This is a genomic window from Thermobifida fusca YX (assembly GCF_000012405.1).
Classification (GTDB): domain Bacteria; phylum Actinomycetota; class Actinomycetes; order Streptosporangiales; family Streptosporangiaceae; genus Thermobifida; species Thermobifida fusca.
In genome coordinates, this window is record NC_007333.1 from 1,812,984 (window position 1) to 1,839,016 (window position 26,033).

The window sequence follows — 26,033 nt, forward strand, 5'->3', positions numbered from 1 at the left end:
GTGGTATGGCACGCACGGTGATTGTCATTGTGGTCATGAGGTGTCCTTAGTGTTTGTTTTCGGGGGTGGGGTGGTTGTTCCTGCGGAGATGATGAAGATAAACCTCGAACTTTACATCGTAGATTTCCTTATGGTGGGTGGGGGATACCACCGGCTCGTAGTGAAGCTCTGGGCGAGCGACCCCCGCCCCCACCGCCCGGGCGGCAAGATGCGCCGCCCCCACCGCCGACGCGCTCCGCAGCCGCACCGGACGTAACTCCACCCCTAACACGTTGGCGAGCAGTGCACGGAAACGCGGGTCTCGGCTCCCTCCCCCGGCAAGACGCACCACCGGCGGCAAGCCACCGGGAAGCATCATGGCGGCATGCCGGATCGTGAAAGCCACTCCTTCCACTGCGGCGCGCAGAACCGCTGTGCGGTCAGTGTCCAACCGCAGCCCTGCCAGCACTCCGGTCATCCCCAGCACGGGGGTGCGTTCCCCCGTCAAATGCGGCAGGAACACCACTCCCCCACGATCCGGCTCCTCCCCTGCCGCGGCATACACCTCCTCCCACGTTGCGCCCAGCAGGGTGCGCACCCACTCCACAACAACCCCGACATTCTGCACGGCAGCCATCCGATACCAGCCGGCACGTTCCGCGGTGCGGTAGACGTGAACGCCCGGCACCGGGCTGGGATCAGTAGTGGCCGCAACAATCTGCGCGCCGCTGCCCACGGTGAGCTGCGCCTGCTCCTCGCCCGCCGCGGTAGCTAAGAGCGCTGCCGGGGTGTCGCCCGCACCGACAGCCACGGGAGTCCCCGGATCCATCCCCAGTTCTGCGGCAGCGTCCCCGGTCAGGACCCCTGCGACGTCGTCGGAAGCCGCCAGCGGCGGCAGCAGGTCCGCGGGGAGCTGCGCGGCACGAAGTGCCGGCAGCGACCACGTGTCCGCGGGCACATCCCACAGCAGGGTCGCTGACGCGTCAGACGGATCGGTCGCAGCTTTCCCCGTCAACCGCAGCCGCAGCCAGTCCTTGGGCAGCAACGCCCACCGTGCCTCAGCCAACAGCCGTGGTTCATGGCGTGCTATCCACGCCAGCAGGGGACCGGTCATCCCCGGCACCAGCGGGTTAGCGAGCGCCTCCCGCTCGGTGTCGGCAAGCCCACGCCACGCGGCGAGCTCAGCCGCGGCACGCCGGTCCGCCCACAAGAGAGCGGAACGCAGCGGCATCGCGTCCTCGCGGGCGAGAACCAGGCCGTGCATCTGCCCGTCCACCCCGACCGCCCTGATCCGAGGCTGCCCGGCAGCAGCGAGCGCCTGCCGCACCGCGGCCACCGTTGCCTCCCACCAGTCACCCGGATCGCTCTCCGCCCACCCCGGACGGGGTGAACGCACCGGGTAGGAGGCTTCGCCCTCCCCCACCACGGCGGACTCTGAGTCCACCACCACGACCTTGACCCCGCTGGTGCCCAAGTCCACGCCGAGCCATGCGTCCCGTGCCATTCCGACGCCTTCCCTTGTGCAGACGAGTCGATCAGATCGCCCTGCGGCGCTGCAGCCGGGTGAACGCCAGCCACCCTGGCAGCACCGGAAGCCAGAATGTCAGCAATCGGAACAACAACACTCCGGGCAAAGCGGCGGCCGCGGGAACCCCAGCGATTGCGGTCAACCCGCCGATGAGCGCCGCCTCAACAGCGCCCAGGCCGCCAGGAGACGGCGCTGCCGAGCCGAGCGCATTCCCCGCTAGGTAGACCATCCCGACCGCGGCCAGCGATGGGGTCGCATCAAACGCCAGGATGCTGGTGTACAGGCACAACACCAGGCTCACCGTGAGCAGCACAGTGCCGCCCATCCCCAGCACGAGACGGCTCGGATGCTGGACGAGATCAAGCAGGTGCGGCAGCACCCCGTGCAGGTGGGGGCGAAGCCGCCCCACTGCGGCGCGGCGCAGCCGCGGCACCGCGAGCACGGCCGCGGCCAACACAGAAAGCACCCCCACGACCAGCAGTAGCGTGAACGACGGAGAAAAATCGCCGGGATAGTCCATGTTCGACAGGTAGGCGCACACCACCAGCAGCGGCACTAGCGTCACCAGCCCTGCCACCTGGGACACACCCACCGCGGACACTGCCTGGGCGGTGCTGGCCCCTGCCCGGATCAGATAGCGGGTATTCAACGCCAACGATCCCACGCCTGCTGGAGTGGCGATACGCACGAAACACGAAGCGTACTGCACGAGCACGGTACGCCATAGCCGCAGTCGCACCGGCGAAAACCCGAGCAGCGCTACCGCGGGAGCCAGCACACACAGCAGCGACAACACCGCGGCCGCGCTCGTCCACCCCGGATCAGGGTCGCTGAGCGTATTCCAGGCCACCCCGGTGAGCTGGTAGACCAGGGCGAGCCCCACGACGGTCGCCACCGCGACCGTGACCACGGTCCGCGGCGGCATCCGCTCCAACTGCACTGGTTGAGCGGGGGCGTGCGGGACGACACGCACAATCTCCTGGCGCACTTCCCGCAACAGGTCGCGGTGGCCCCGTACTGCTTGCCGCAAGGGCGGGGGCAGGCCGACGCTCTGCAGGAACGGCAGGATGGCGGCGACCGCATCCGCACCCAGATTCCGGACCGCGGACTCTACCGCGCGGTACGGGCCCACGTGCAGCGCCAACGTCACGAGAAGAGCTGCCTGGTCCAACGAGAGTGCCCACGGTCCGGCGGCGATGCTCCCCGTGGACAAGGCTGTGAACGCGGCATGCCCGTCGGCGCGTTGCACGACAGTTCCGGGGCTGATGCCCCGGTGGGCGACCCGGTGGCGGTGCAGCAGTCGCAACTGCGCCCACACCTTGTCCACGAACTCGTCGGTGAGCTCGCTGTCCCCCAATTCCGTGAGTGGCCGCACTGCGACATGCTCCCGGACGAGAAAGGCTGCGGAAGGACCGAGCTCTCCCACAGCCAGCAGACGCGGCGTCGCCGCACCGGCCGCCGCGGCGGCATACTCCAGCAAAGCCGTGTGCTCCACCCGGTCCCGCAGGCTCCACAGCAAAGGCGGGGCTGCGGCGTTCCGCAGCACGATCCGGGAGAACAACCGCCGTACCACTCCGCTCGTCGGATCAGAGTCAAGAACCGTCACCTGCAGGCGGCGAGTAGCGGTCTCCGCCATAAAACACCGGTTGCCTTCCGAGTCAGTTCCCGCAAACGCCAGGCGCGACGGCTCCCAGCCGAGACGCTCCAGCTCGTACAGCAGCCGCCCCACCGCGAGCCGCGGAATACTCACCCCTATGGCGTAATTCGTCAACGACGCACACACCGCCCCCACCAGCAGAGTCAGGAGCAACGCGAGCGCGGTGGTGTAACCGGACAGCAGCACTGAGGCGGCTGTCACAGCGACACTCACTGCCATAGGACCGGTGACCCGAGGCAAGTGGACCGGGCGGGTGGCGTGCAGGTAGGCGAATGCCGCGGCGAGATAGGCGTGCAACGGGTTGCTGGCCGGGCCCCCCGCAGACGCGTTGAGGATCGTCGGTGTCTCCGCGCCGAGCAGGGCAGCAAACCCCAGGTTGAGTGCCACGGTCGTCCCGTAGCCGGCCCCGGCCGCAGTCAACACCCGCACCACGTGGCGTATGTCGCGGCGGATCAAGCGTTCCGCCACGATGACGCCGCCCAGCAGCAGCACGGCGAGGTTCGCGAGCCCAGCAGCAAGCCCGAACAGTGACGGCGGCAGCAGGGAACGCAGTTCTGCGGGATCGCCCACGGCTGACGGTTCAGCGGCGAGTGCGATCGCCAAGAGAACCATGACCAGTAGCGCGCCCCCGATCACCGCGACCATCAAATCGACCGGCCGCCGGGCGATGCCCCCCGTGGCATCCATCCTGGTTCTGCTGGTGCTCTCTGCCGCTTTCACGCTCTCTACCCTGCCCTGACAGCAGTCTGTTGTCGCGTTGCGTGGGTGGGAAAAGACCAACCCTGCTGGTGGGAGTACGTGCTCCGCGCGTTATCCACAGTCCGGAAAACTTGGTATCGACGTGCCATAGCGGAACGGCAGAATCACCCTAGGCGCACAAGCGGTAATCTCACCGAAAGCACGCTTTACGTCGCTTTCCCGGCAAGGAGAGACATGGTCACCTATGAGCAGGCGCTCGCGATCGCGGACGCGTGGCTCAACGGTTCCGCCCCTCCGGGGCAGCGCCGGGAGGTGCGGACCCACGAATTCGACCTGGGCTGGGTCGTTTGGGCCGTTCCCGCCGCTGTCACCCATGACCCGCTGCCCGGCTCGTCTCCCCCCGACGACGTCGGCAGCCCTTACGGGGTAGTAGACCGGCACACCGGTGAATTGAGCACCTGGCCGTCGACGTCGCTGGAGGAAGTGGTGCGGATGTACCGCGACAAGCATTCCGGCACCCACTTCCCCCACCCCTACGACCCTTCACTCCCCCCGATCGTCGGCCCCGGCAACACCGTGGTCTTCACCTACCGCGACGCGGGCGGAGACGAAATGTCCCTCAGCCGCTCCTCCGGTCCCGGCCTTCCCCCGCCGGAAATCCAAGTGTGGACAGAACTGCGGTGGATGGGGGTGCGACCCGAAGACGTCATTGCCATCCACTCCGACCTGTACCCTGCTGACCTGCCCGGCGGCTACCGCGGCCAGTTCCTACGCACCACCTTCGCTGACGCTGACCTGTCCTGTTCCCACGACTACGGGCCCACGCGAGTGGTCCGTGCCCAAGGCATGGCGGCGCTCCTCGACCACGCCGAGGCGGCGCACCGGCTTTCGGGGACCCCGCCGCTTCCCCGCCCCAACCGGATCCCGTTCCCTGCGGCACACCACGACGGCTCCCCCCTCGCCGACGACGTACTGGACCAGCTGCTCGCGGACACCCGTCTCCCCGTGCAGCGGTACGACGCCGATGCGGTGGCTGAAAGCGGACTTCCTGAGGCCACGCACGACGCGTTGACCCGGTTCGGGCTTCCCAGTCTTATCCCCCACTTCTTCGTCGCTGATCCCCCGCACCAGCCTCCTGCTGGCGGGCTGTTCTGCGACGCTGCCACCCACCTGCATGCTCGCGGCACCCCTGCATCCGATCCGACGCTGGCCGCCACCCTGGGCGAGTATGTACGTATCGGCAGTGACGGGGGCAGTGTGGTCGCGGTACGCCGCGCTGAACCGGATGCCGGCACGGTGTGGGCGATCGACATGCGCAGCGGTGCGGCCCGCTACATCAATCGGTCAGTGGCGGACTTCAGCCACTGCCTCGTGGTGTTAGCGTACACCTTGCCGAAGATGCGCGGCCAAGACCCCTATGCCGCAGGCCAAACAGTTGCGAAGTTCCAGGAGACGCTGGCTGGCATCGACGGTTCCGTGTTTGCCGACCCCGAGCACTGGTGGGCGGTGATTGTCGAGCAGATGTGGGACGGTCTACTGTGAGCGGCTGCTATCCACGGAAGCTGTGCCTCGCATTGGGGTTCGCTGACTGAGCGGTTCTTCTCCCCTGCTTTGCGGCCGCGCTGTCCCCATGAACTTCCCGGCTCGACCCTGCCAGCAGCCCTCCGATAGCTATTGTGGTGAGTTCTTTCTCTGTCTGGCAGGTCGGAGCCGCCATCACGTCGTGAGGCGACGCTGGGCTCTTCTACCTCCGTGTCATCCGGGAACCGCCTTGACAACTGTGCTGCCTCACCAGGCAGGGCATAAATGCGTCCGGTCACCTGGTGTTTCTCACCCAGGTGCGGGCGTTTTTCAACAGTCCCGCGGGCGCGCCACTCCCCGCAACAGTGGGATCACCAGTGTCCGAAGGATCCCCGATCAACCCAGCCTTCAAGGAATAGCCGGAGTGGTCTCGACAACGCTGCTGACAGGCGGCATCAATGCTGCTTGCGTGGGGGCAAAGCGGTTGCAGGCGATCTCGATATCTTCGGCTTCCTGCCGCTGCTCTCCGTGACAGTGCTCCACCTCGGATCTACGTGCGCGGAGTCTGGCGCACACTCCGTTTAGTCTCGCTGGGACAGCCTGAGAAGCACGAAAATGCGCAGCGCTTTTCTTTCTCGAAAGAGAACTAAAGAAGCCGATTCACTACGTGCTGTTGAACCTGCTCTCAGCGAGGGAAGCCCTGTCATATGTTCCACTTAGTGGCAGTGTTCTCCTTCGTCACTTTCCAGGCGGACACGCTCCATCTTGAGCCTTCCTGACGTACCGTCCTGTGCTGCCCAGAGATGAAGCCTTGAGGCTACCCCCACCAGAAACTCTGACAATGTTTAGATTTTTCTTGACCTCTGAGTCAATTTCGGACGTGAAATAACACCTACTTCAGACACTTCACATCAAGGACACCTATCCCCAGTTTTGACTAATTACCTGCATTCTCTCCACGGATCAGGTGAGTTGCCGCTAATGTCACCTTCTGCTGTCTTGAGTACTTGGTGTTTCTCGCACGGAACTGCAGGAATGTTCGGGCCACTGCGCTTGTGGTTACTCCTGCGCTGCCCCTCAAGAGACTTCTGCCACAGCGGCTGCTCCCCCGAAGCCGCACTCAAGACAGGGAGCACCGATCTGGAGACCAGAGGACATACCCGGTTTCCAGCGAAAACAAGGCGTCAAATGGAGACTGCGTGGACGGCCAAGACCTCGTGGTGATCGCACTGTCCGGAGTCCAGCGATTCATCGAAGAATCCAGAAGCACCTCGGACCTGCGGGCAGGCAGCCGAATCATCGCTGAGCTCACCGAACAAGCCGTGTCCGTGTGCCAGGAGTCCGCTGCCGAACTCGTCTTCCCCGCCCCGAGCAAGAAAAGGAAAGACGTGGGAATGCCTAACCGGGTGGTGGCACTCGCCCCCGCAGGGCAGGGGACGACACTTGCTCAGCGAGCCACCGCACGGGTGAATGAGAAGTGGAAGGAGTGGTTGCAAAAGACTCTTGGCCGTATCGAAGAAACCCCCGGTATGCCCGCCGTGACGTGGGCCGTAGCTCCCCCACGGCCAGGCGGCTACCCCGAACAGTGGAAAGAAGCCCAACGTCGCCTAGCCGCACGCAAACAGGTCCGGAACTTCACCGCCCTGGAGGCACGCAACGGCCCCTGCCAGCTGAGTCCTCACTGGCCCGCGACCACGAAGCCACCGAAAGGTCTTCCCTCTTTTGAGCGTGACACGCTGAGCGCTGCCAACTGGCTGAAACGCAAGCTTGGCCGCCCCAATGATAAGGAGAGCGTGTCACCTTACGGGATCCCCTCGACCTACGGGATCGCGTCGGCCCCATTCCGCATCGAAGTTCTGAAAAATATCAACGATCCGGATGTAACTGAACAGGTGGACTACTTGCATCAAGTAGTCCAGGACGAAGATACGGGCATACATATCCCCAACTGGCCACTGCCAGGCATGCCGAAACCTCAGGGAGAATTAGCCCAGTGGCTGTGGCGGCACGGAGGACAGTGGGTTTACACAGACTCATGGTCCGCAGAGTCGCTGGCCCGCGAATTCAGGAAGCCGACTTCTGGAGAAGCATTCGACAACTTCTCCAGAACAGTAGAGATAGGCCGTATTGCTGCCGCTGATCTTCAAAAGATCATGCGGGACAAGTTCCAGGTAGCGCCTCCCTCCTCCTACCTGGCGATTCTTGTCCAAGACCTGGACGGCATGGGCTCCTACCTCTCCGAGGAAAAGAACCTGTCGCACAAGCGGCACACCGAAATTTCTGACCAGTTGCGGAGAGTCGCTGAAAGGCAGACAGAACTGCTGCACGACTCGGCGCTGCTGGGCGTTGCAGTCTATGCCGGCGGAGACGACCTGCTGGCGTTCCTTCCCGCAGCGACAGCCCTTGCGGGGGCACGCGCCTGCAGACAGGCAGTCACCGAAGTATCCCCGGAACTGCCCACGGCGAGCAGTGCCTTACTGTTCTTCCACCGCAAATACCCGTTGCGGCTCGCCTTGGCCGCGAGCCGGGAAGCCCTGGCTGCCGCCAAAAACGTTCCTGGAAAGAACGCTCTCGCCGTGAGCTACCTGCGCCGCTCCGGAACCCAGGAAACATACGTCCAGAAATGGGCTCTTCCTGACCACAACGATCCCGAGGCCTTGGTGTGTGACCGCCTGTCCCTCTTCACCAGGAGTGAGACGGGAGCACGGCTATCCCCCGGGCTACTGCGGGACCTGGAACGCGACAGTCACGCCCTATGCACGCTCAGTCTGGACCTCTTTACCGCTGAGCTCCAGCGCCTCGTCCACCGGCATACTCTCGCGCCCACCAGCGAGCAACAAAAAGCATTTGCCCTCAAGGCTGCAGAGCAGCTCCGCCTTCTGGGACGGCCCACCAGCGCCCTAGAAGACTCAGAAAAGATTTCCGAACAATCACTGATCGCGGCGGCTCGAGTCGCAGTGTTCTTGCGTCAGGAGTGCCGATGAGCACAGGCCAAGCAGACAACGCCACCACATGGATAGCCTTCGAGCCCCATGACACCGTCCACGTACGAGACGGTCGACAGTTCAGTTCCCGAGACAGCAACACGGCCCTGGCAGAGACCGTCATTCCCCGACCCAGCACCATTGCCGGGGCGGCCGCCAGCGCCTACGGCGGCGACCTGACGGCTGTGCGTGGCCCCATCCTCGGTAAGCAGAACCCTGACGGGAGGTGGTGCCCCTACTTTCCTGTCCCCTCAGACATCGTGGTGGTGGAAGGCAAAGAAACCACAGCGCAGGAAAGGGCCTACTACCGGCTTGTCAAAGGATCCGCCGTAGACGGGACCGATCTCGCCCACGTCCCTGGCGCCCCCGAGTCCTTGCTGGAGCTCCCTCCACAGGTCACGGCCAAAGCAGAGCCGCTCCAAGGCTGGATCTCCAGCGAAGGCCTGTCGTCCTACCTCAACGGCACGCTGTTCCAGGACTCCACTGTGGCATCCGACTACCTGGAGACCATGCTGGCCGGCGAGGAACCGCTCGTGCCCGAACACCGGATCGGCATCGCTCTTCAGGACCGGCGGATACGCTCGGGATACCTGTACCACGCCACCCACCTGCGTCCTCGCGATGGGTGGGTTTTCCTCGCCGAGGTCGTTCCGCACCCGGAACGGCCGAAACCGGAGCACACCACAGTGACGCTGGGGGGAATCTCCCGGCTTGCCGAGGTCGCCGAACTCCCGGCCGGCTCTGTGGCGTGGCCGTCAAGGCCTGCTTCCTTCCCCGGCGGGCGAATGCTGCTGTATGTGGCCACACCCGCGTTGTGGCGCGACGGCTGGCGTCCACCTCTTCCACCGGAAGCCACTCTCGTAGCAGCGGCTGTAGGCAGTCCACTCCCCGTGGCCACTGCATCACCCAAACGAGGGTTCTTCCGTACCCGCACCCTGCGCTGGGCGGTCCCACCCGGCTCGGTCTACCTCCTGCACTTCCCTGATGAGGAGACCGCTGCCGCCGTTGCATCCTCCTGGCATGGCCGGGCCCTTGCCCCTTCCGCTGACTGGATCCATACCCACGAAGGCGATCATCCGCCGACTGATGCACCCCCGCTCCACACTGCTGGATTCGGAATCGTCCTCACAGGAGTCTGGACATGACCGCTTTTCTGCTGTACCTGTACGCGGAATCCCCGCTGCATGCCGGCGCCGCAGCCAGCGACGGCGTCCTCGACCTGCCGATTCAACGAGAAAGCAGCACCAACTATCCGCTCATCTGGGGGCAGAGCCTCAAGGGTGCGCTGCGGCAGACCGCCCGCGACGCTGGCTGGAGCGAAGACACCTTGAAGGAGGTGTTCGGATCCGAGCCAGGCGAAGGAGAAGAAACCACCCCTGGAAAACTCGCAGTGGGCGATGCTCAACTTGTTGCGCTTCCGGTCCCCACCTTGCGCCGCTCCTTTGCCTGGGTCACTTCCCGGCTTGCTCTCAGCCGTCTGGCCCGCAAATACGCCATCATCAACGGCCCCCACGTCGTGCTTCCTGAAGTCCCCAACCCCGCCGACGGGGAGGGCTCCTGCGGTCGAGGGTTCTGGGGCGGGGAAACGCCGGAGGTGCTCGGCCCATGCCTCGTCAAGCTTCACAATCCTCGTGGAGGCGGTGACGCCCCTGATCCCGTCACTGACTGGGCACGGCTCTTGGCTGCCGACGCTATTGGCGACGCCCCCCATTTGCGCCCTTTCGCTAGCAAACTCGCAGAAGACCTGCTGGTTGTCGGCTCCGAGCCGATGTCTGTTCTCCTGCGCGAGTGCACCGAGTTCGCGGTACGGGTCCAACTCCACCGTCAACAGAAGCTGGTTCAAAACGGTCCCTTCGTCAGCGAATACCTCCCTGCCGAAACGATTCTCGCCTCCGTGCTGACCCTGCGTGGGAAATACGCTCCGGAAGAAGTCCAGCAGCTGCGGGACCTGGTGAACCATTCCCTCCTCCAAGTGGGCGGAGACGAAACCCTCGGCAAAGGGCTGGTGTGGACCCGGATCGTCGAAGGAGAACGCAATGGCTGAGCGAGTAGACCAGCAGATGGCCGCCCAAGCGGAGAAAGTCATCGGGCCTTTGGTGACCGACCCGCAACTCGCCCAGCGCATCCGTACCCGGATGCGCCAATTCCCGATGCGGCTGCGCTCTTCAGGTTTGGTTGCTGCGTTCGCATTCGCTGAAAGCAAAAGCGGAAGCGCCGACCCCCTCGAGCAGGCCTATAGCCGACTGTGCAAGGCCATCATCGAGCACGCTGCTAAACGTAAGCTTCTCCCTGGCCTCACCCCCCAGTCCACCCCCCGCGAATTCCTGGACGTGCTCACCAAAGCGGACCTTCCCACCCACAGTCGACTCAGCGCCGAAATCGACCTGCTCGCCGGATGGCTCAGCCGAATCGCAGAAGCCCGCTACGGCAAACTGGCGGCCGCTGCTACGGAGCACGCCAACCAGGAAAACCCCGGCGAGTCCGCTGACAGCGATACGGGAGAGGAGCGAGAATGACCTTTCCCCACGGTCGACGGGGAGCTCAGGACACCTCCTCGCAGGAAGAACCGAAAGAAATCCTGTGCGTCTCCTACTCTGGGGCGATAGGCCGAGTCCTCTGCGGAAGAGTGACCCAGAAGCCAGACAGTGCGCAGGATGCCCACCATTGCAAGAGCGCCTCGCCGAAATACGTCAAAAAAATCCGCTACGATCAGCGCTCTACGCTCGACGCTTCCGCGAATTCGCTGATCATCCTGCGACGTTTAGCTATCAGCGACGTCTCTCCCCCCACCGCGGATGCGCGCCGCGAGGATCCCGTGCTCGGCTGGGCAAGCGAGTACTGCCTCGGCTACCAGAAGGAGTGGGCACAGGCAGTTGAGCAACGCCGCGCGCACGCTCTAAGCATTCTCAACGCCCGAAAACGGCACATCTACCGGGTGGAACTGACCGCAGACTGGCGCTTCGTGACCGGACTAGGAGAGCAGACCGGAGACCACGAATTCGGGCTCAGCCTGCACGGCACCTACGGTTGGCCGCTCATCCCCGCTTCCACACTCAAAGGAGCCGCAGCGGCCTGGGCTTCTCGGCAAAAGGTTCCCTCTGAACTCTACACATTGGTCTTCGGGCCCCTGCCCTCCCCTGAAGACGAGGAGGACCGAGACAACCCCCGGTGCGGAGTGCGTTTCTTTGACGCCCTTCCCCTATCCGATCCCCGTAACCACCGCAAAGGTCTGCGCGTCCATAGTGATGTGATCACCCCGCACCAGCACGCCTACCACACCGATCAGTCCGCGGAACCGTGCGCCCCCGGGGAACACCATCAGCCTGTGCCGCTGCCTTTCCTCTCCCTCAGCGGTACTTTCGTCACTCACCTCATCGGGGAGGACCCCGACCTCACCGCCAAGGCAGCTGACTGGCTCAAGCAGGCTTGTGAAGAGTACGGAATCGGTGCACGCACCACGGCAGGCTACGGCTACTTCACCGTCAACATCACCGATCAATGGGACTCCCCGTGACCTTCTCTCCGGGCCACACCACGGTCATCCCGCTGAAGCACGTGGCGGACGCTTGCCGCGCGGGCATATTTCGGTCTCCCATCAGCGATCCTCGTGTGGTGGGACACAGTAGCGGAGCCCTACCCGCTGGCGCCGTCCTGAGGTGTCCACCTGTGCTGGCAGGGTTGGCCAGTTGCGACGAAACTGGCCAACCCTGCCAGCGCCAGCATGCCGGATGTCTCGAGCATTCCTTGTTCACCGCGCTGATCGTGTCTGCTCCGCAGCCCTGTTTTCCGTGCCTTGGTCTCGGCCTCTGAGCGAGTCTTCGCGTACCTCGGCACACGCATCAGCGCGGCAAACATTCGTTAAGGAGCACACTCATGTCTTGGATCACCCTGCGCCTACGTGTCACCACCCCGCTGTTCAACGGACATGACGACGAACCTCTCCGAGTCAGTTCCCTGCGGGGAGCCATGCGCTACTGGTTCCGCGCACTCGCCGGAACCAAGGTCGGCCCCAGTATTCGGACTCTGCGTCGCCTCGAAGACGAAGTTTTCGGCAGCACCACCAATCCATCCCCGGTACGGATGCGACTGGGCAAACTGCCCCAAACCCGCAGGAATCCCTGCCTTTCGTTCCTTGACTCGACACGGTTTCCTGACCAGCTGCGGAAAGAACCCGCCATCGGCTATCTGATGGGGCAAGGCCTCGGCACCATCGTCAAAGGCAGGTACCAGATCACCCGCCCCTACGTATTCCCAGACCACAAATACTTCGAACTCAAGATGGCTCTGTCGGAGGACTCTCGCATCAACGCCCTCACCCTGGCGTCACTGTGGATGGTGTGCGCCTACGGTGGGGTGGGGTCCCGTGTCCGGCGTGGTTTCGGCAAGATACGCATCATTGGAGCGACTCTCCACGACCAAAAATCGGTTACTCCCTGGACAGAGTCGTCACTTCAAACTCCAGGTCTCACTCATTACAAGGAGCTAGACGATCGGCAACGACTGCAGCCCATTGGCCCTCTCGATGACTGCCTGGAGCCCATCGATGACCTGCTCAAGCAGATAGGCGCCCCTGATGAGGCTCGCCCTTGGCGTGACGACGAGATACCTACCTATCCAGTGTTCAGCAGTAAGTGGACGTGCGCCGGGCTCAGCGCCTATTCCGCTTCTTCATGGGCAGAACTGCTGGCCCACGTCGGGCGGCAGTACCGGCTGTCACGGGCGACAGCCGACAACAGCGCTTCCAGGACCAACTACTGGCCCAAAGTCAAAACCCCAGAACGGGACGCTGTCCTCCACGGAAACTCCAACCGCTTCCCCCTAGGCGCCCTAGGCTTGCCTGTGGTCTACAGCAAAGACAAAGTGACCGTGGGTGAACGCCGTGCCTCCCCCTTGTGGATGCATCCCGTTATGGAGGATGGAGAATGGCGGCTGTTCTCATTCGCCTTCCACAACACTTTCCTCCCGGCGGAGACAGAAGTTCGGCTCAGCGGAAAAATTCGCAAGAGTGTCATCATCACGGACGATGATGTTGTGAACCGCACCAGTGACTGGATTCAGCGCATGCGACACGATCCGGCCCCCTACCGTCTCCCTGGAGAAGAAGGCTAACTGTGCCGTGAAAATCCGTGTCCCTGCTCTGCAGGAGCTAGGCGAATTGGCTGGATCTACTAGCTAAGCGCTTAGCGTAAACGAATGCTGCTTCGGGGCAGGCAGGCCTCTCACCCCGGCAGAAGGTGGAAGCCCAACAACAGGGATGTTGCGGGATCCAAGGGTGTCGGTTCTCCAGAAACGGAGTGCTGTCACACACCTCGCCATCACACAGGGCACACTCACGGTCTGCACGCCCCGAACGCTTCCTTGTTCTGTGGTCCCCCCAAGCCTGACCATCGCAGGATCCATGTCCACACCAGCCTGAACATGGTGCTATGACACTTGGGAGCTTTGGGAGTTCCTCGCATCAAAGAGAGGAGCCAGCGTATCCTCTCCCTCCTTGTACTCTCCCGCAGGCATTCGACCAACCAGAGAGCCAAGCGTTGACGTACAACACCTCGTTGATACGCGGTGTATGAAAACTCAGTGGCGCTTCAGAGAGATCCTCATAGAAGAGTTGAATCCGCCTCAGCTCTTCACCCGATCGCTTTTTCCAAACTTTGGCAACCAAGCCGTCGTTTAAGGGCGTAGGCGGCGCCCTCCATTCCTACTGCCAGCCCCACAGCATTGGGTTAGCCTTGGGACTTGAAATAGCGGATCCATGTCTCATCGTGTTTCTGCATGCCAGCCTTCGCCTTCTTGCAATTCGTCCAACAGCAAAATTAGACCAGCACTTAGGGACGCCCCAGCGACTGGTCACCCACGGTCCATCCCCACGTGCGTGGGGCTCACCGCTGATCCAGGCCCCCCACATTTTCCGTGGACGGTCCATCCCCACGTGCGTGGGGCTCACATGTGTTGTGCCGGTCTGGGTTCCGGTTTGGGCGGTCCATCCCCACGTGCGTGGGGCTCACATTTTGCGCAGCTCTGTGATAGCACGGCGGACCGGTCCATCCCCACGTGCGTGGGGCTCACAAAGGGGGAGTGCGGCCGATACCGCGCTCCCCCGGTCCATCCCCACGTGCGTGGGGCTCACCAGCAGTTCCAGGGCAGTCTGGTGGTCCCGGTCGGTCCATCCCCACGTGCGTGGGGCTCACCCAGTCGTCGGGGTCGGTGTCGAAGTAGGGGTCGGTCCATCCCCACGTGCGTGGGGCTCACCCCGTAGGTCACGGTGCGCAGTTCTCCACTGTCGGTCCATCCCCACGTGCGTGGGGCTCACAGCGACCACCAGCGGCGACCACACACCAGCTGCCGGTCCATCCCCACGTGCGTGGGGCTCACTCGGTCACCAGGGCCTGCGCCTCGGCGTGCGCCGGTCCATCCCCACGTGCGTGGGGCTCACCGGCGACCCACCATCTTTTAAACGTTCTACTACGGTCCATCCCCACGTGCGTGGGGCTCACCAGAGAAAGCCCCCCAGAATGTCTCTGGAGGGCGGTCCATCCCCACGTGCGTGGGGCTCACCAAAGTCCCCCCCTGGTGGGGCAGACGACCCCGCGGTCCATCCCCACGTGCGTGGGGCTCACGTCCGGGTGAAAGACGCCACCAAGGACATCACTCGGTCCATCCCCACGTGCGTGGGGCTCACTCGGTCGGAAAGGCCGCTTCGCCGGTGAACCACGGTCCATCCCCACGTGCGTGGGGCTCACTGGCATGCGAAAGGCCCTGGCCATGCCAGGGCCGGTCCATCCCCACGTGCGTGGGGCTCACATCGAAACGCTGACCGCCGCGCTGAACGATTTCGGTCCATCCCCACGTGCGTGGGGCTCACCGTCGACGAGGGGCGCTGAAGTCCGCCGGTGGCGGTCCATCCCCACGTGCGTGGGGCGCACAGTGCGGCGCCACTCCCGAAGAAGCGGCAGCCCGGTCCATCCCCACGTGCGTGGGGCTCACTCCCGCTAGCATGGCGATGCCGCTGAAAAACCCGGTCCATCCCCACGTGCGTGGGGCTCACGTGGCTGCACGGCAAACCTGGTCACGGCAAATCGGTCCATCCCCACGTGCGTGGGGCTCACGGTGAAACGCCGTAGCGGCCCTGGGATTGGCGCCGGTCCATCCCCACGTGCGTGGGGCTCACCGCGGAACGCGGGACGAGCGGAACGCGGAACGCGGTCCATCCCCACGTGCGTGGGGCTCATGCCGGGCACCAAGCGGCCCCGTGCGAGCCGCCCGGTCCATCCCCACGTGCGTGGGGCTCACTACGACATGCCCAACCCACCGCTCGATGACGTTGGTCCATCCCCACGTGCGTGGGGCTCACTAGTAGGCGACGACGTCTTCAGCGTCGCCTGCCGGTCCATCCCCACGTGCGTGGGGCTCACGTTCAGGGGTTATGTTGACGCGTTCAAGGCGGCGGTCCATCCCCACGTGCGTGGGGCTCACCGACTCGACGTCATCGGTGAGGTTCACCGGGGCGGTCCATCCCCACGTGCGTGGGGCTCACGCCCTCGTCGGGAGTCCAGCCCGGCGAGGGTACGGTCCATCCCCACGTGCGTGGGGCTCACTAGGTCATCCCCCCGATCTACTGCCACTGGCTCGGTCCATCCCCACGTGCGTGGGGCTCACAGTTACTTACCTGCAACTTTGCAAGGCGTTATCTTCTCGTTACCACCCTTCCGGGATCGGCGGCATCTCTTGTTCCGCACCTTCCGACGCCGATAGTTGAACAAGTTGAAGCCCGTCGAAGTCCACAATCGCACGACGACGCTCCCCCGCTGTGCGAACGGTGAAACCCTGCTCGTTATCGTCGGGGTGAACGCATAGGGCAGCCCCGTCCCCCACTGAAGCACTCACCGCGGACCACAGCTCGTCGCGGACTCGGGCACTCATCGTTCCTACATACACTCCGGCGACCGGCTCGATCATCCATCGTGACAACGCACCCCGAACATGATTAGGAACCGCTGTAGTTGCAATCATGACGAGCTTGGCCATCAGGGCTCCTCGCTGTCCGCGATGTGATTGGCATAGTTCACACCGCCGGAGACAGCCCCGACCACCGGGTCCCACAAGTCAACGACTTGCCACGGCCCTCCCGAGCTCGGCGGCTCCTCTTCCGAAACGGCCTCCTCAGGGTCGTCTAAGGAGAGGAGGGTCTGCACATCCCGCACAATTTGCGGAATCAGCCGGTACAGCTTTAGGTCTCGACGAAGCCGCAGGCGCGCTTCTTGCTCCGGGTTGGCTGTCCTGCTCAAGGAGAACGCGAGCGGGATAGTGGTCCGTGCTTTATAGAGATCGGCGATGTCGTAGACGAACGCGTCTTGTTTTCCGGAGTGGATGAACCCGAGCGCGGGGTGGCAGCCCAGGTGCGCCAGTACCGAGTGCACCACCCCGTAAAGGGCAGCGTTGCTTGCCGAAAGCGCCTTGTTGACAGGGTCTTGGTCATCCCAGTCATGCGGGTTGTAGTTCCGTTTGAATGGTTTCACCCTGTTCTTAGCCGCCAGGCTTCGGTAGAGGGCTTTCATCCGTGCCCCTTCAAGCTGGCGCAGCCTTTCGATGGACGCACCGGGAGGAGGTTCTTCTCCGAAGCGCATCTCGTACATCCGCACGGCGACGTCTCGTCGGCGTCTGTCGTCGGAGTAGGCGCGTGCCTGCCGGTCGATCCATTTCGTGGTGCGGTTAGGGGCGGGAAAGCTTCCGTAGTTGAGGATGCCTCCCGCCCCGCAGGTTACGACCGTTGTGTTGTGGCGCATGAAAGTCGCCATGGCAGGACTGGTGATTGAGGTTCCCGGTCCCAGTAGGACGCATGCGAGTGAAGCGGTGGGGATTGGGACTCGATGTATTCTTCCGGTTTCGGTTTCGACCTCCGCGCATACGCCGGTGTCGGTCTGCACTATTCGGCAGACATCCACGTAGAGGAAGGAGAGGCCGTCCGATACCCGGGGCAGCATCGCCAGTGTCGGACGGGCTAGCGCCTTACGGGGGTTATCCATGTTCTCCTTCCTCGATTAGGGCGAGGCTGAGCAGCCCGCAGCCGTAGGATTTGCCGCGGCCGATGCCGTTAAGTACCGCATGACGCACGGCGTCGACGTCAGAGATGACGGCTTCACCGTCGAAGCGCACGGCTGGGTGGCGGATTTTGCGGCTACGGTCAGCGGTCCCAGGGTCGCGGACGTCATCGAGTGTCTGCGCGTAGGTGCTGAGGAGTTCCAGTCCGTTGGCTGCCGCACGGGAATGCCACCACTCCTCGGCTGCGGCCCCGCGCAGAGCCCAGGTGTACTCTCTTGGTTTTTTCGGCGGCTCTTTCAGGCCAAGGCGTTGGGTGTTGTTCTCGGACCGGCCGAGTCGTTTGGTGGGACTGGCCACAATCCGGTAGCGGACACGGCTGCCTTTGTCTAGCCGAGCCAGGAAAGGGTCGAGGTTACGCATCTGGACCCCGTGGTATCCGGGGCCAAGCCGGTCAACCCGCAGGGGGGAGTGACTCTGTACCAGCAGGTAGAGCTCGTTTCTGGTTTCTTCGATGCGGAACAGTAAGCCGGATTGCTGACGGGGGTTAGCGATCCGCTCCTCACCGAGGTCAGAAGAAAGCCGGATGAGTTTACGATGTAGATTTCCAGCGGTACGGAAGTCTGCTCGGGTCTGGCGGTAGCGCAGGTCAGGAACGATCTTGGTTAGCCACGTCATGCTGCCTCCTCGGCGCACTGCTTGACGTATGTGAAAAGCTTGTTCTGGTAGTCCCTGCCGGGACCGGCCACGAGTGTCGCGGGAACCTCGGTGGGAACTACTCGGATCTGTCGGGTGGAGTAGCGGCGGCTCTTGCTGTCGAACGAGAGCGGAACGTCGTTGAGCACCGTCAGAGTGCGCGTATCTGGGTATTCGCCCTCTTCATAGATCAAGTCCACAAGCACAGTTGCAGCGTCTTCTTCCACCCTGCGATGGGGGAGCGGCACCGCTTCCACTAGTTCTCGCACCGGGTCAGCGACCCTGCGGCGCAGGACCAGTAGCGGGTCAGGAACGAACGCGCGCCGCCCCAGGTAGGGCTGCCAGTAGGGGGCGGCTAACGCGTCGGCGATAGTGTCTGCTTCCGGTCCGGTGACAGCGACGGTGAACACGGCGTCGGCCAGGTAGGAACGGCTGGTGACGATGGTGGCTTTCTTAGGGTCGCGCCGTTCACCTGCAGCGGTGGGCACGGTGCGCTCTTTGGGAAGGCCGCCGCCGATCGTGTGGAAGTCGACGAGCCGCACCCCTGGCCGGTCGACGCGAACGGTGAACTTCAGTTCCTTGTAGCGGTCCAGAGGGTCGCCGCGGCGCACCCCCTGGGCGGCAGCGAACATTCCGATCAGACCGGAGCGGCTCGGGTAAGGCAGGGTGTCGCGTTCCCCGAACATGCTGTGTTCGCCCCAGCTTTGCATGGGGCCAGCTAGCCGCAGCAGGAAGCCACTCACTCCCGCTCCCCCTCGAAGGCTGCCGCGACCATGGCGTCGATGAGCGCCGGGTAGGAGTCGTACCGCTCCCCCAACGCGGCGAGGTCGGTCTTGTTTTCCACGGTCGCGTAGCCGCGGATCGCGTCGTCGGGCCAGACTTCGCGGAGCCGTTCGGCGTAGTTGTTGAGTTCCTGGCAGGCGCGGAGGGTGTAGCCGTCGCTGCCGTATAGCGCGGTTTCGAACGCGGGAGCGAAAGAGATGGGTCGGTCGAAGCGTACCGCGATGTGTACCAGGTCGGGCAGGGTCATGGCAGCGGTAGCGTTCTGTTTCCCGGAGGGGACCGTGCTCAGGAAAGCGCGGAGGAACTCGGCCACGGCGGTGCGGGCGGTTTGGGCGTCACCGGTGTTTTCCACCAGTCGGTCGAGGTTGACGTTGGCGTAGCGGTAGAACGTTCCGGCACTGAACTGGCCCGCGTTCATGTGGCCACTACCGTGGTCGTTTTCTTTGGGGATGTCGTCGACAGCGGTGAAGAAGTCGACTTCTACGGTGGTGCCGTGCACGGTGAACGCGTGCGCGAACTGCACTGCGCCGTCGACCTCGGTGGAGGGCAGTTCAGCGAGCATCCGACCGAACAAGTTGACTGAGACGTTGCGGCTCTTCAGTACTTCGGTGATGCGGTCAGCGGGGAGGATTCCCTTGGGGGTCTTCTTGGCTGCTTCTTTGGCGACGGCGTCCCGGTGCTCATCGGCGATGGCGGCGAGTTCGTCGATTGCGGGGACCGGGAGGTAGAACAGGACAGAAGTGGCAGGGGCCTCGCTGTCTTTCTCCTTTTCCAGTTTGATGCCGCTCTTCTTACCGACAGACAGCACGACTTGGCGTGCTCCGGCGTCAGCGAGGTCAGCGTCCCAGCCGCGTTCCCGAAGCCGCTTGGCGATCTCGCTGATGATACGGCGGGTGCGGACCGCCTTGTCGCCGAGCCGGGCTTCCACTTCGTGGCGGACGGCGCGCTTCCAGCTCTGGCTGGACACGCGAGTGCGTTCCTTGCCGCCGTAGACGACCGTCTTGGGGGAGCCCAAGTCGTCGCGGTTGATGTTGGAGTAGGGCAGGGTCTGGATGGCGTGAATGTCAACGAAAGTCATGCTGCTTCGGCCTCCTCATCGGTGGTGTTGTTCTTGTTTTTCTGCTCTGCTTGACGGGTCAGGGTTTCGAGGGTGCGGTGGTAGTCCTGGACCCATTCGCGGGCGACGTGGCGGGGGGTGTGGCCCCAGCGGGCCAGGTCTCGGATGAGGATCCCCCAGTCGATGTGGACTTGGTCGCTGCGCAGGTATAGGACCAGGCGCGGCAGGTGGCGGTGGACGCCGTCGAGGTTCTGGCGGGCGATCAGGTGCAGGCGCTGCTCGGTGCTGTCAGCGTTGAGCCCTTTGTCGAAGACGGCTTGAGCGAGGGATACTCCCAGGTTGGGCCGCCGGTCCGGCTTTCCATCCTTGGTGGCGCTGCTTTCTTCGGCAGGGGTTGGCTCAGTGAGTGCCTCGCTGTCCTGTGGTTCTCCGGTTTGTTCTTCGGTAGCTTCCGCTTCCTGGTCGCGGGCGCTTCTGGGCTGTGCGGCCATGATTGCTGCGACTGCGTAGAAGGCGCGCTCCACAGCGTGGACGTCCCATAGGGACGCGGCCCGGCGACGGTCGACGTCGTAGTCGGTGGGGACGGGAACGTAAGGGGCGACCACGCGGTGAGCGGCCAGCATGCGCGGATCCTCGGGGGCCAGTCCCACACCGCGCCGCAGTGCGGCCCGTGCCGCTGGTTCGTTGACAATGAGCTTGCTCACCCGTTTCACGAGGGCATCAGCGTGCTGGAGTATGTAGTCGCTGTTCACGCGGCTTCCTTGTCCTGTTTCGGTGTCCAGTTGCTGAACAGGGTGCTGCGGTGCCGCTCCACGACTTTGGCCACGCGGGGCCGTTCACAGTAGGGACCGGTCACCTCGTCGTAGGCAGCTAACGCGACCAGGTTGAAGGCGTTTCCGGGGCCTGCCATGCCGGGGGTGTAGCCTTGAGCGGGCCGGTCGTAGACGATGTTCCAGAAGACCGGCTCGGCTTTCGCCCAGTAGCGGCTCATGCCGTGCTGCACCCAGGGTCCGACACCGGTCTCGGTCTTAGCGTTGGTGCCGGAGCTAGTGGAGCTAGGGCTGTTGCTTTCCTTCCACGCTTCTTTGCACGCTTTTTCTAGGCGGCGGCCGAGTGCTTCCGCGGCTTTGCGAGCCAGGGTGATACGACGCACGATTCGGGCGTTCTCGTTGTCGTCGGTTTCCCGGTCTGCTAGCCAGCGCAGCACGGCCGGGGTGGTGGCGGTGAACCACTGTTTGTCACGGGCCTGACCGTCCTGGTCGAACCCGAAGGCGCGCAGCCGCAGGGAGTCCAGGACTTCTTGGGGAACCTGCGCCAAAGGCGTGCAGTTGTCCAAAATTGTCGGCCGGTAGTTGCCGTCTTCGCCGTAGTGCAGCAAGGCGTCGAGGTCCCGCCATATGGCCCGTTCCGCTTCGGCTGGCCGCGGATAGACACGGCCTTCCTTGCTTGTCTGGTAGATGAGGTAAGGGTCGAGTTCTGGCGAAATGTTGCGTTCCCGCCACGCCCAGGTCACCCATGCATCCACGACGTGTGAACCATCTGGCGAGGGGTGCAGCAGGACAGCATGGCGGAAGTGGTCGAGCCTCAGAATCCCGGCGAGTCCCGCGGATTCTTCGGGAAGACCGAGCGGGTCGTTGAGCTCTGGCTGTTCCCAGAAGGCGAGGTCGGCTGCACCAGTGCCGGGGTAGGGAATGTTGAGGATCAGGCTTTCGAACAGGGTGCGGCCCAACGGGTGGTAGGAGACGGTGCCGCGCAGCGGCCCCGCGGTGACGTTGCGTTCGCTTCTTCCCCGGACAACGCGAGCCGTGCACATCCCTGAAGGCCCGTAGCCGAGAGTTGCCAGCAGGTGCCAGACAGCCTCAGCGGAGTCGAGGGGGTGCGGGTCGAGGTCATGGTGGTGGCCGCCGAGCCACACCTGGTTCTCTCCCGCGGTGCGCCCCCATGCCAGCTTGTTGACACCCGAGGTTTTCGGACACTCTTCACGCAGGCGAGGATCTTGCAACCAGGGCCGCTCAGGGTGGAACAGGTCGAAGCGCTCCGAGTAGTCGGCGAAGTAGGCGTCGACCGCTTCCGGGTCGAGTCGTCCTTTGCTGAGGATCTGGCTGCGGCGAGCCTGCCATTTCCGCTTCGGATTCTTGTTTGGCGGCTGGTCGAGGCCGGTGATGCGGGCGGTGATCAGTGCGAGTATCCGCCACAGTACTGCCGCGCCAGGCGGAAGCGGAATCTCCACGTCGGAGAGTTCGTGGGAGCGGATGAGAACGTCACGCAGTCCCAGCATTTCGGGTGCGGCCAGGACGTCGCGGCTGCGCGCAATCAGCCAAGGAGCGATGGTCACATCAAATGACGGCGGTGAAGGAATGGCTCCTCCCACAAGAAAACACAGGGCAACCGACAGCACTGTCGGCTAGACCGGCTAAGGACAGGCCAGCATCGTAGCTTCTAGTAGCGACAAGAATGGCATGAATCTCTCTGAAATCATGGACAACAGCAAAAAATCATCTGACTTGACTAAGAAGTCTCTCTGCACTGCCAGACTGCCACAGAAACGGACAGCAAAAAAATGGGAATTTGTTGTGATAGATAGACCTGCGAGGAACGGTTTGCTCCGTTCTTCCAGATCGGGACCTAATCCCTTATCTTGAGAATCCCATTCTCTCACTGAATGTGATTTTCTTTTTACGGAGAGTTCTTTTTCGAGGGTGTTCTTGACGTGCTAGCTACGGAGCGATTTTCCCTGCTACTACTCGCAGTCCGAGATTCCTAGAACTCAGAAAGTCAGCTGTCCACAGGCGAGGCAGGACGGCTGCCCCGGACCCTTCCTTGTCTCCCCCCACACACGCCCAGACACCCACACTGGAGGACACCTTCGACTGGACGTCCGAGGCCCAACTCCTGAGCCCGAAAGGGCGGAAGGCGGTAGGGCACGGTGCCGCGGTCAATCCTCCGGCCAACCAGGCCACGGCACCACACCCACTTCTAGGGTCAAAAGATCAGCCCCTTACAGGGATCAAGCAACCACTCTCGTCCACCGGTTTCAGTGGGGAGCACCGCGCCCTCGTCTGTCACACGTTGAGGTATAAGAACCAGGTCGCGAAGGTAGAACGACTCCCGCCATGCCTCAGGAGGATGGTTGTCCTCGGTGAGTTGACTCGCCCAGGGACCCATACGCACCGGGATCGTGCGGGCCACCAGGTCGCGGCAGTCTGCCATGGTGAACCGGCCCTCTCGCCCCGTGCCCTGTTCAGGAAACTCGACCGTGCATTCAGGGTCAAGCCAGCGGTTCCCCGCCGTGTCCACGTAGTAGCACAACACCCGGACTGAACCGGCACCGAACCGGGTCGCGAGCACGTGCTCGTCCACATCAAAGCTGAACTCGGTGAGCCCGTTCAGGTTGTCTTCCGCATCGTCTGGGTCGGGGATGACCGCGTTGCGCGCCAAGCCGCGTTGTGCCAGCTCCTCCCCCATGCGCTCCATGTCTGCTTCTAGATCTTCAGCGAGCGAGTCGTCGTCATACACGTCGTCCACAAGCTGCTGCACGTCTTCAGGAATCTGCACCGGGGCCCCGTTCCTGCGGCGCAGCAGTGTGTACGTGCGCTGGAGCAATGCCAGCGGGTACACCGATGTCCAGGAACGCGGAAACCACGGAGCCCTATCAGCGTCGCCGTTCTGTTCCGGGGTGAGTACCACAAGCTCGGGCTGTTTGGCCCATTGGGGACGGTTGATGATGCCCAGGTGTTCGTGCCGCCAGCAGCGTCCCGCCCGTTGCAGCAACAGCGACACTGGAGCGAGGTCGCTGATCATCAAATCCACGTCCAAGTCGAGGGACTGCTCCACCACTTGGGTGGCTACCAGGACAGCGCCGCGAGTGGGTCTCCGTCCGCTCTGTGCACCTTCTTTACCGAACAGGTCAACGATGGTCGCGGTGATCTCCGTGCGCTGCCGGTTAGGGAACCGCGAATGCAGCAGGTAAAGGTCGGGGGCGTCCTCACCGAGCGTCGCAAACCACTGGGAAAGCAGATCGTAGACTCCCTGGGCTTCAGCAACCGTGGTGCAGATGATCGCTGCGCATCCTCCCTGCTTCACTAGTGGAGTCAGCTCCTTAGCGAGCACCGTGGACCGGTTTAGGGCTCCCTCCTTGACCGGCACGTCCACAAGCCGCACCTCCAAGGGCTTGCGGGGAGTCGTAGCGATAGGCAAGGGGTCGACGTCGCTGCTGCGAGTCACTTTTCCGATCCGAGCGTCAACGTGCAGCCAGCCAGGGTAGGAGACCTCCGAAACAGGCTGCGGTTCAGACCTGTTCCACCTTCTGCCTCGGGCACCTTCCAGGTACGCCTTGACAAGTGAGTTCGCGATGCTGTGATGCAAGGTCGCCGACAGCAGCACTACCGGCACATCAAGCGTGCCCAGCCAGCGCAGCAACTGTTCCAAGAGGACCTGCATGTAAGGGTCGACCGCGTGCGCCTCGTCGACAACCACCACTTTCCCAGCAAGCCCGAACAGGCGCAGCGCGTTGTGTTTCGCACGCAGCACCGCCATGAGTGCTTGGTCGATTGTGCCGACTGCCCAGGGAGCGAGTAGGCCCCGTTTACGCCCCATCAGCCAGTCAGTTGCGGCAAACGGATCGCGGTGCCCGAGATTAGAGAGCACTTTCGACACGCCTGGCAGGTCGGCGGGGGCGTAGTCGGGATTCAGCCACGCCATTGAATGCAGGAGGGCCAGCGTGGAGGAGCGCGGAAGGTCTGTGTTCTCCACCCGGTAGCGTGCGTACTCCTTGAGCCGGGTGTGCATCTGGTCAGCAGTGGCCATGGTGGGAAGCGCAAGAAAACGTCCAGGGCGCCCCGTTGCCTTCCCCAGCAGATCCGCCACATGGTAGGCGGCTTCGGTCTTGCCCTCACCCATGGGCGCGGTGATCAGCACTAATCCCGGACCGGTGCACAGGCAAGGAAGGTGTTTCGCCAACGATGCTTGAAGGCCGTTGGGCTTGCTCAGGTGCGGAAACGACTCAGTGAACGTGGCCGGAGGAACTGTGATCGGCCGTAGACCCGCGGCGTCGAGAAGTGAGGGGATGCGCCGTAGCGACGTTTCAAAGTGGGCGCGCAGTGCAGACGCGGAACCGTCTGCGGGCAGGGAGGTGAGACGTTCCAGGAGAAAATCCTCCTGGCTGACCAGCCAGTCAGCAAGGATGACCAGGCCGCACACGACCGATGCTGTAGGCCCGTCAAGCATGTCAGGAGGTGTGGGACGCCCCGTCGCATCAAAAACTGCGTGCAGCAGGGCGTGGCGCTGCTTCTCCCAGTGCGGCGAGGAAAAGCCGAACTCCGCTAGCGGATTGCGGCTTTGAAAAGAGGGGTGTGGGTGGAACGTACCGTGATGGCCCCCAAGCATCTGGGCAACGAGGCCGGTGACTAGTCCTCCGTTGGGATAGCCGAGTGAAGGAAGCGCGAACGGCAGCCATTTACCGGTCGCGGCAGCATGGGACCTTTGTTCCCCACTGAGCTCCTCCCCGGGATAAGCGGAAAGGTCGATAGCGATCTGCTGTTGGAACTCTCGGGTTAGTTTCCCTATGTCATGCAACCCCGCCCAGAAAGCGATGCAGTGTCCCGCGTGCTCTTCGTCAGTCTCCATAGACGAAGCGATCGTGTCTCGCAGCCCGGGAGAGAGATATTCGTTCCACAACACCAATGCCGCGGCAGCAGCGTCGAGGGAATGGCACACCAAGGGGTAGGTCTTGCCGCGAAGGCCGCGTTCTTTCGCCCAGAACCTCAAGTCGAGCGGTGGGATACCGTGCTTGTCATCTGTAGAATCGTGTTCGGGCACGTTTCCTCCTGAGTTCTGCTGCCTTAGCACGCAGAACATAGCGTTCCAAGCAACTTGAGTGAGGCAATTCCACAAAATTGGATTAGAGTGCCCGCAGAGGGAAGCACGCCCACCAGACAGATAACGCGAAGATAACAGCCCACAAAACTGCAGGTCAACAACTGAGAGCCCCACGCACGTGGGGATGGACCGAACTCGCCAGTTACGGGCCGCACACTGACGATGAGAGCCCCACGCACGTGGGGATGGACCCGCGTAGGTGATGGTGTAGGCGGT

17 protein-coding genes and 2 CRISPR repeat arrays (1 of these 19 only partly in view) are annotated in these 26,033 nt (G+C 63.4%); of the genes, 7 read left to right on the plus strand and 10 right to left on the minus strand.

What is annotated here, in order from left to right:
* Nucleotides 1–46: 46 nt before the first annotated feature.
* Both TFU_RS07785 and TFU_RS07790 read right to left on the minus strand, forming a co-directional pair.
* Nucleotides 47–1,483: a xylulokinase gene (locus TFU_RS07785; RefSeq protein ID WP_011292006.1), complete on the minus strand. Its 1,437-nt coding sequence runs from the start codon at nucleotides 1,481–1,483 to the stop codon at nucleotides 47–49.
* Nucleotides 1,484–1,514: 31 nt separating this feature from the next.
* The gene (locus TFU_RS07790; protein WP_016188713.1) at nucleotides 1,515–3,851 is read right to left on the minus strand and encodes a lysylphosphatidylglycerol synthase transmembrane domain-containing protein; all 2,337 of its coding nucleotides are present in this window, start codon (nucleotides 3,849–3,851) and stop codon (nucleotides 1,515–1,517) included.
* A 246-nt stretch (nucleotides 3,852–4,097) separates the two neighbouring features.
* Here TFU_RS07790 and TFU_RS07795 point away from each other — a divergent pair, with 246 nt between their 5' ends.
* The 7 genes from TFU_RS07795 to cmr1 all read left to right on the plus strand — a co-directional run bounded on the left by TFU_RS07795 (nucleotide 4,098) and on the right by cmr1 (nucleotide 13,477).
* Nucleotides 4,098–5,405, plus strand: a complete 1,308-nt coding sequence (locus TFU_RS07795; protein WP_011292008.1) for an SUKH-4 family immunity protein — start codon at nucleotides 4,098–4,100, stop codon at nucleotides 5,403–5,405.
* Nucleotides 5,406–6,601: 1,196 nt separating this feature from the next.
* Nucleotides 6,602–8,368 (plus strand): type III-B CRISPR-associated protein Cas10/Cmr2, encoded by a 1,767-nt coding sequence (gene cas10, locus TFU_RS07800; protein ID WP_196794331.1) that lies wholly within the window; start codon nucleotides 6,602–6,604, stop codon nucleotides 8,366–8,368.
* Nucleotides 8,365–9,513, plus strand: a complete 1,149-nt coding sequence (locus TFU_RS07805; protein ID WP_011292010.1) for a type III-B CRISPR module-associated protein Cmr3 — start codon at nucleotides 8,365–8,367, stop codon at nucleotides 9,511–9,513. The genes cas10 and TFU_RS07805 overlap by 4 nt, the downstream gene beginning before the upstream one ends.
* Nucleotides 9,510–10,412 (plus strand): type III-B CRISPR module RAMP protein Cmr4, encoded by a 903-nt coding sequence (cmr4, locus tag TFU_RS07810; RefSeq protein ID WP_011292011.1) that lies wholly within the window; start codon nucleotides 9,510–9,512, stop codon nucleotides 10,410–10,412. Before TFU_RS07805 ends, cmr4 begins: the two co-directional genes overlap by 4 nt.
* A complete protein-coding gene (locus TFU_RS07815; RefSeq protein ID WP_011292012.1) occupies nucleotides 10,405–10,884 on the plus strand; it encodes a type III-B CRISPR module-associated protein Cmr5 in 480 nt (159 codons plus the stop codon). Before cmr4 ends, TFU_RS07815 begins: the two co-directional genes overlap by 8 nt.
* A 110-nt stretch (nucleotides 10,885–10,994) precedes the next feature.
* Nucleotides 10,995–11,882: a type III-B CRISPR module RAMP protein Cmr6 gene (cmr6, locus tag TFU_RS07820; RefSeq protein WP_370491865.1), complete on the plus strand. Its 888-nt coding sequence runs from the start codon at nucleotides 10,995–10,997 to the stop codon at nucleotides 11,880–11,882.
* A 359-nt stretch (nucleotides 11,883–12,241) separates the two neighbouring features.
* Nucleotides 12,242–13,477 carry a type III-B CRISPR module RAMP protein Cmr1 gene (gene cmr1 / locus TFU_RS07825; RefSeq protein WP_011292014.1) on the plus strand — a complete coding sequence of 412 codons (1,236 nt, stop codon included), beginning with the start codon at nucleotides 12,242–12,244 and terminating at the stop codon, nucleotides 13,475–13,477.
* Nucleotides 13,478–14,222: 745 nt separating this feature from the next.
* Nucleotides 14,223–16,024: direct repeats of the CRISPR family, unit length 29 nt; unit sequence CGGTCCATCCCCACGTGCGTGGGGCTCAC.
* A gap of 39 nt (nucleotides 16,025–16,063) precedes the next feature.
* On the opposite strand, the gene cas2e is transcribed toward cmr1, so the two are convergent.
* The 8 genes from cas2e to TFU_RS07860 all read right to left on the minus strand — a co-directional run bounded on the left by cas2e (nucleotide 16,064) and on the right by TFU_RS07860 (nucleotide 25,757).
* A complete protein-coding gene (gene cas2e / locus TFU_RS15810) occupies nucleotides 16,064–16,393 on the minus strand; it encodes a type I-E CRISPR-associated endoribonuclease Cas2e (RefSeq protein WP_081430411.1) in 330 nt (109 codons plus the stop codon).
* Nucleotides 16,393–17,391: a type I-E CRISPR-associated endonuclease Cas1e gene (cas1e, locus tag TFU_RS07830; protein WP_011292015.1), complete on the minus strand. Its 999-nt coding sequence runs from the start codon at nucleotides 17,389–17,391 to the stop codon at nucleotides 16,393–16,395. The genes cas2e and cas1e overlap by 1 nt, the downstream gene beginning before the upstream one ends.
* Nucleotides 17,384–18,082: a type I-E CRISPR-associated protein Cas6/Cse3/CasE gene (gene cas6e / locus TFU_RS07835; protein WP_011292016.1), complete on the minus strand. Its 699-nt coding sequence runs from the start codon at nucleotides 18,080–18,082 to the stop codon at nucleotides 17,384–17,386. The genes cas1e and cas6e overlap by 8 nt, the downstream gene beginning before the upstream one ends.
* Nucleotides 18,079–18,843 carry a type I-E CRISPR-associated protein Cas5/CasD gene (gene cas5e, locus TFU_RS07840; RefSeq protein WP_011292017.1) on the minus strand — a complete coding sequence of 255 codons (765 nt, stop codon included), beginning with the start codon at nucleotides 18,841–18,843 and terminating at the stop codon, nucleotides 18,079–18,081. The genes cas6e and cas5e overlap by 4 nt, the downstream gene beginning before the upstream one ends.
* On the minus strand, nucleotides 18,840–19,961 hold the full coding sequence (cas7e, locus tag TFU_RS07845) for a type I-E CRISPR-associated protein Cas7/Cse4/CasC (RefSeq protein WP_011292018.1): 1,122 nt from the start codon (nucleotides 19,959–19,961) through the stop codon (nucleotides 18,840–18,842). The genes cas5e and cas7e overlap by 4 nt, the downstream gene beginning before the upstream one ends.
* Nucleotides 19,958–20,692: a type I-E CRISPR-associated protein Cse2/CasB gene (gene casB / locus TFU_RS07850; protein WP_011292019.1), complete on the minus strand. Its 735-nt coding sequence runs from the start codon at nucleotides 20,690–20,692 to the stop codon at nucleotides 19,958–19,960. The genes cas7e and casB overlap by 4 nt, the downstream gene beginning before the upstream one ends.
* Nucleotides 20,689–22,275, minus strand: coding sequence for a type I-E CRISPR-associated protein Cse1/CasA (gene casA / locus TFU_RS07855; RefSeq protein WP_227480871.1), 1,587 nt, complete (start codon nucleotides 22,273–22,275; stop codon nucleotides 20,689–20,691). The genes casB and casA overlap by 4 nt, the downstream gene beginning before the upstream one ends.
* Before the next feature lie 647 nt (nucleotides 22,276–22,922).
* Nucleotides 22,923–25,757 (minus strand): CRISPR-associated helicase/endonuclease Cas3, encoded by a 2,835-nt coding sequence (locus tag TFU_RS07860; protein WP_011292021.1) that lies wholly within the window; start codon nucleotides 25,755–25,757, stop codon nucleotides 22,923–22,925.
* A 163-nt stretch (nucleotides 25,758–25,920) separates the two neighbouring features.
* Nucleotides 25,921–26,033: a CRISPR direct-repeat array (repeat unit 29 nt; unit sequence GAGAGCCCCACGCACGTGGGGATGGACCG); it runs 587 nt beyond the window's last position.

What these genes read in the sequence shown, in the direction of transcription:
- TFU_RS07785 (WP_011292006.1), bottom strand. Translation starts at nt 1,483, where the DNA reads ATGGCACGGGACGCATGGCTCGGCGTGGACTTGGGCACCAGCGGGGTC.
- TFU_RS07790 (WP_016188713.1), bottom strand. Translation starts at nt 3,851, where the DNA reads ATGGATGCCACGGGGGGCATCGCCCGGCGGCCGGTCGATTTGATGGTC.
- TFU_RS07795 (WP_011292008.1), top strand. Translation starts at nt 4,098, where the DNA reads ATGGTCACCTATGAGCAGGCGCTCGCGATCGCGGACGCGTGGCTCAAC.
- TFU_RS07805 (WP_011292010.1), top strand. Translation starts at nt 8,365, where the DNA reads ATGAGCACAGGCCAAGCAGACAACGCCACCACATGGATAGCCTTCGAG.
- cmr4 (WP_011292011.1), top strand. Translation starts at nt 9,510, where the DNA reads ATGACCGCTTTTCTGCTGTACCTGTACGCGGAATCCCCGCTGCATGCC.
- TFU_RS07815 (WP_011292012.1), top strand. Translation starts at nt 10,405, where the DNA reads ATGGCTGAGCGAGTAGACCAGCAGATGGCCGCCCAAGCGGAGAAAGTC.
- cmr1 (WP_011292014.1), top strand. Translation starts at nt 12,242, where the DNA reads ATGTCTTGGATCACCCTGCGCCTACGTGTCACCACCCCGCTGTTCAAC.
- cas2e (WP_081430411.1), bottom strand. Translation starts at nt 16,393, where the DNA reads ATGGCCAAGCTCGTCATGATTGCAACTACAGCGGTTCCTAATCATGTT.
- cas1e (WP_011292015.1), bottom strand. Translation starts at nt 17,391, where the DNA reads ATGGATAACCCCCGTAAGGCGCTAGCCCGTCCGACACTGGCGATGCTG.
- cas6e (WP_011292016.1), bottom strand. Translation starts at nt 18,082, where the DNA reads ATGACGTGGCTAACCAAGATCGTTCCTGACCTGCGCTACCGCCAGACC.
- cas7e (WP_011292018.1), bottom strand. Translation starts at nt 19,961, where the DNA reads ATGACTTTCGTTGACATTCACGCCATCCAGACCCTGCCCTACTCCAAC.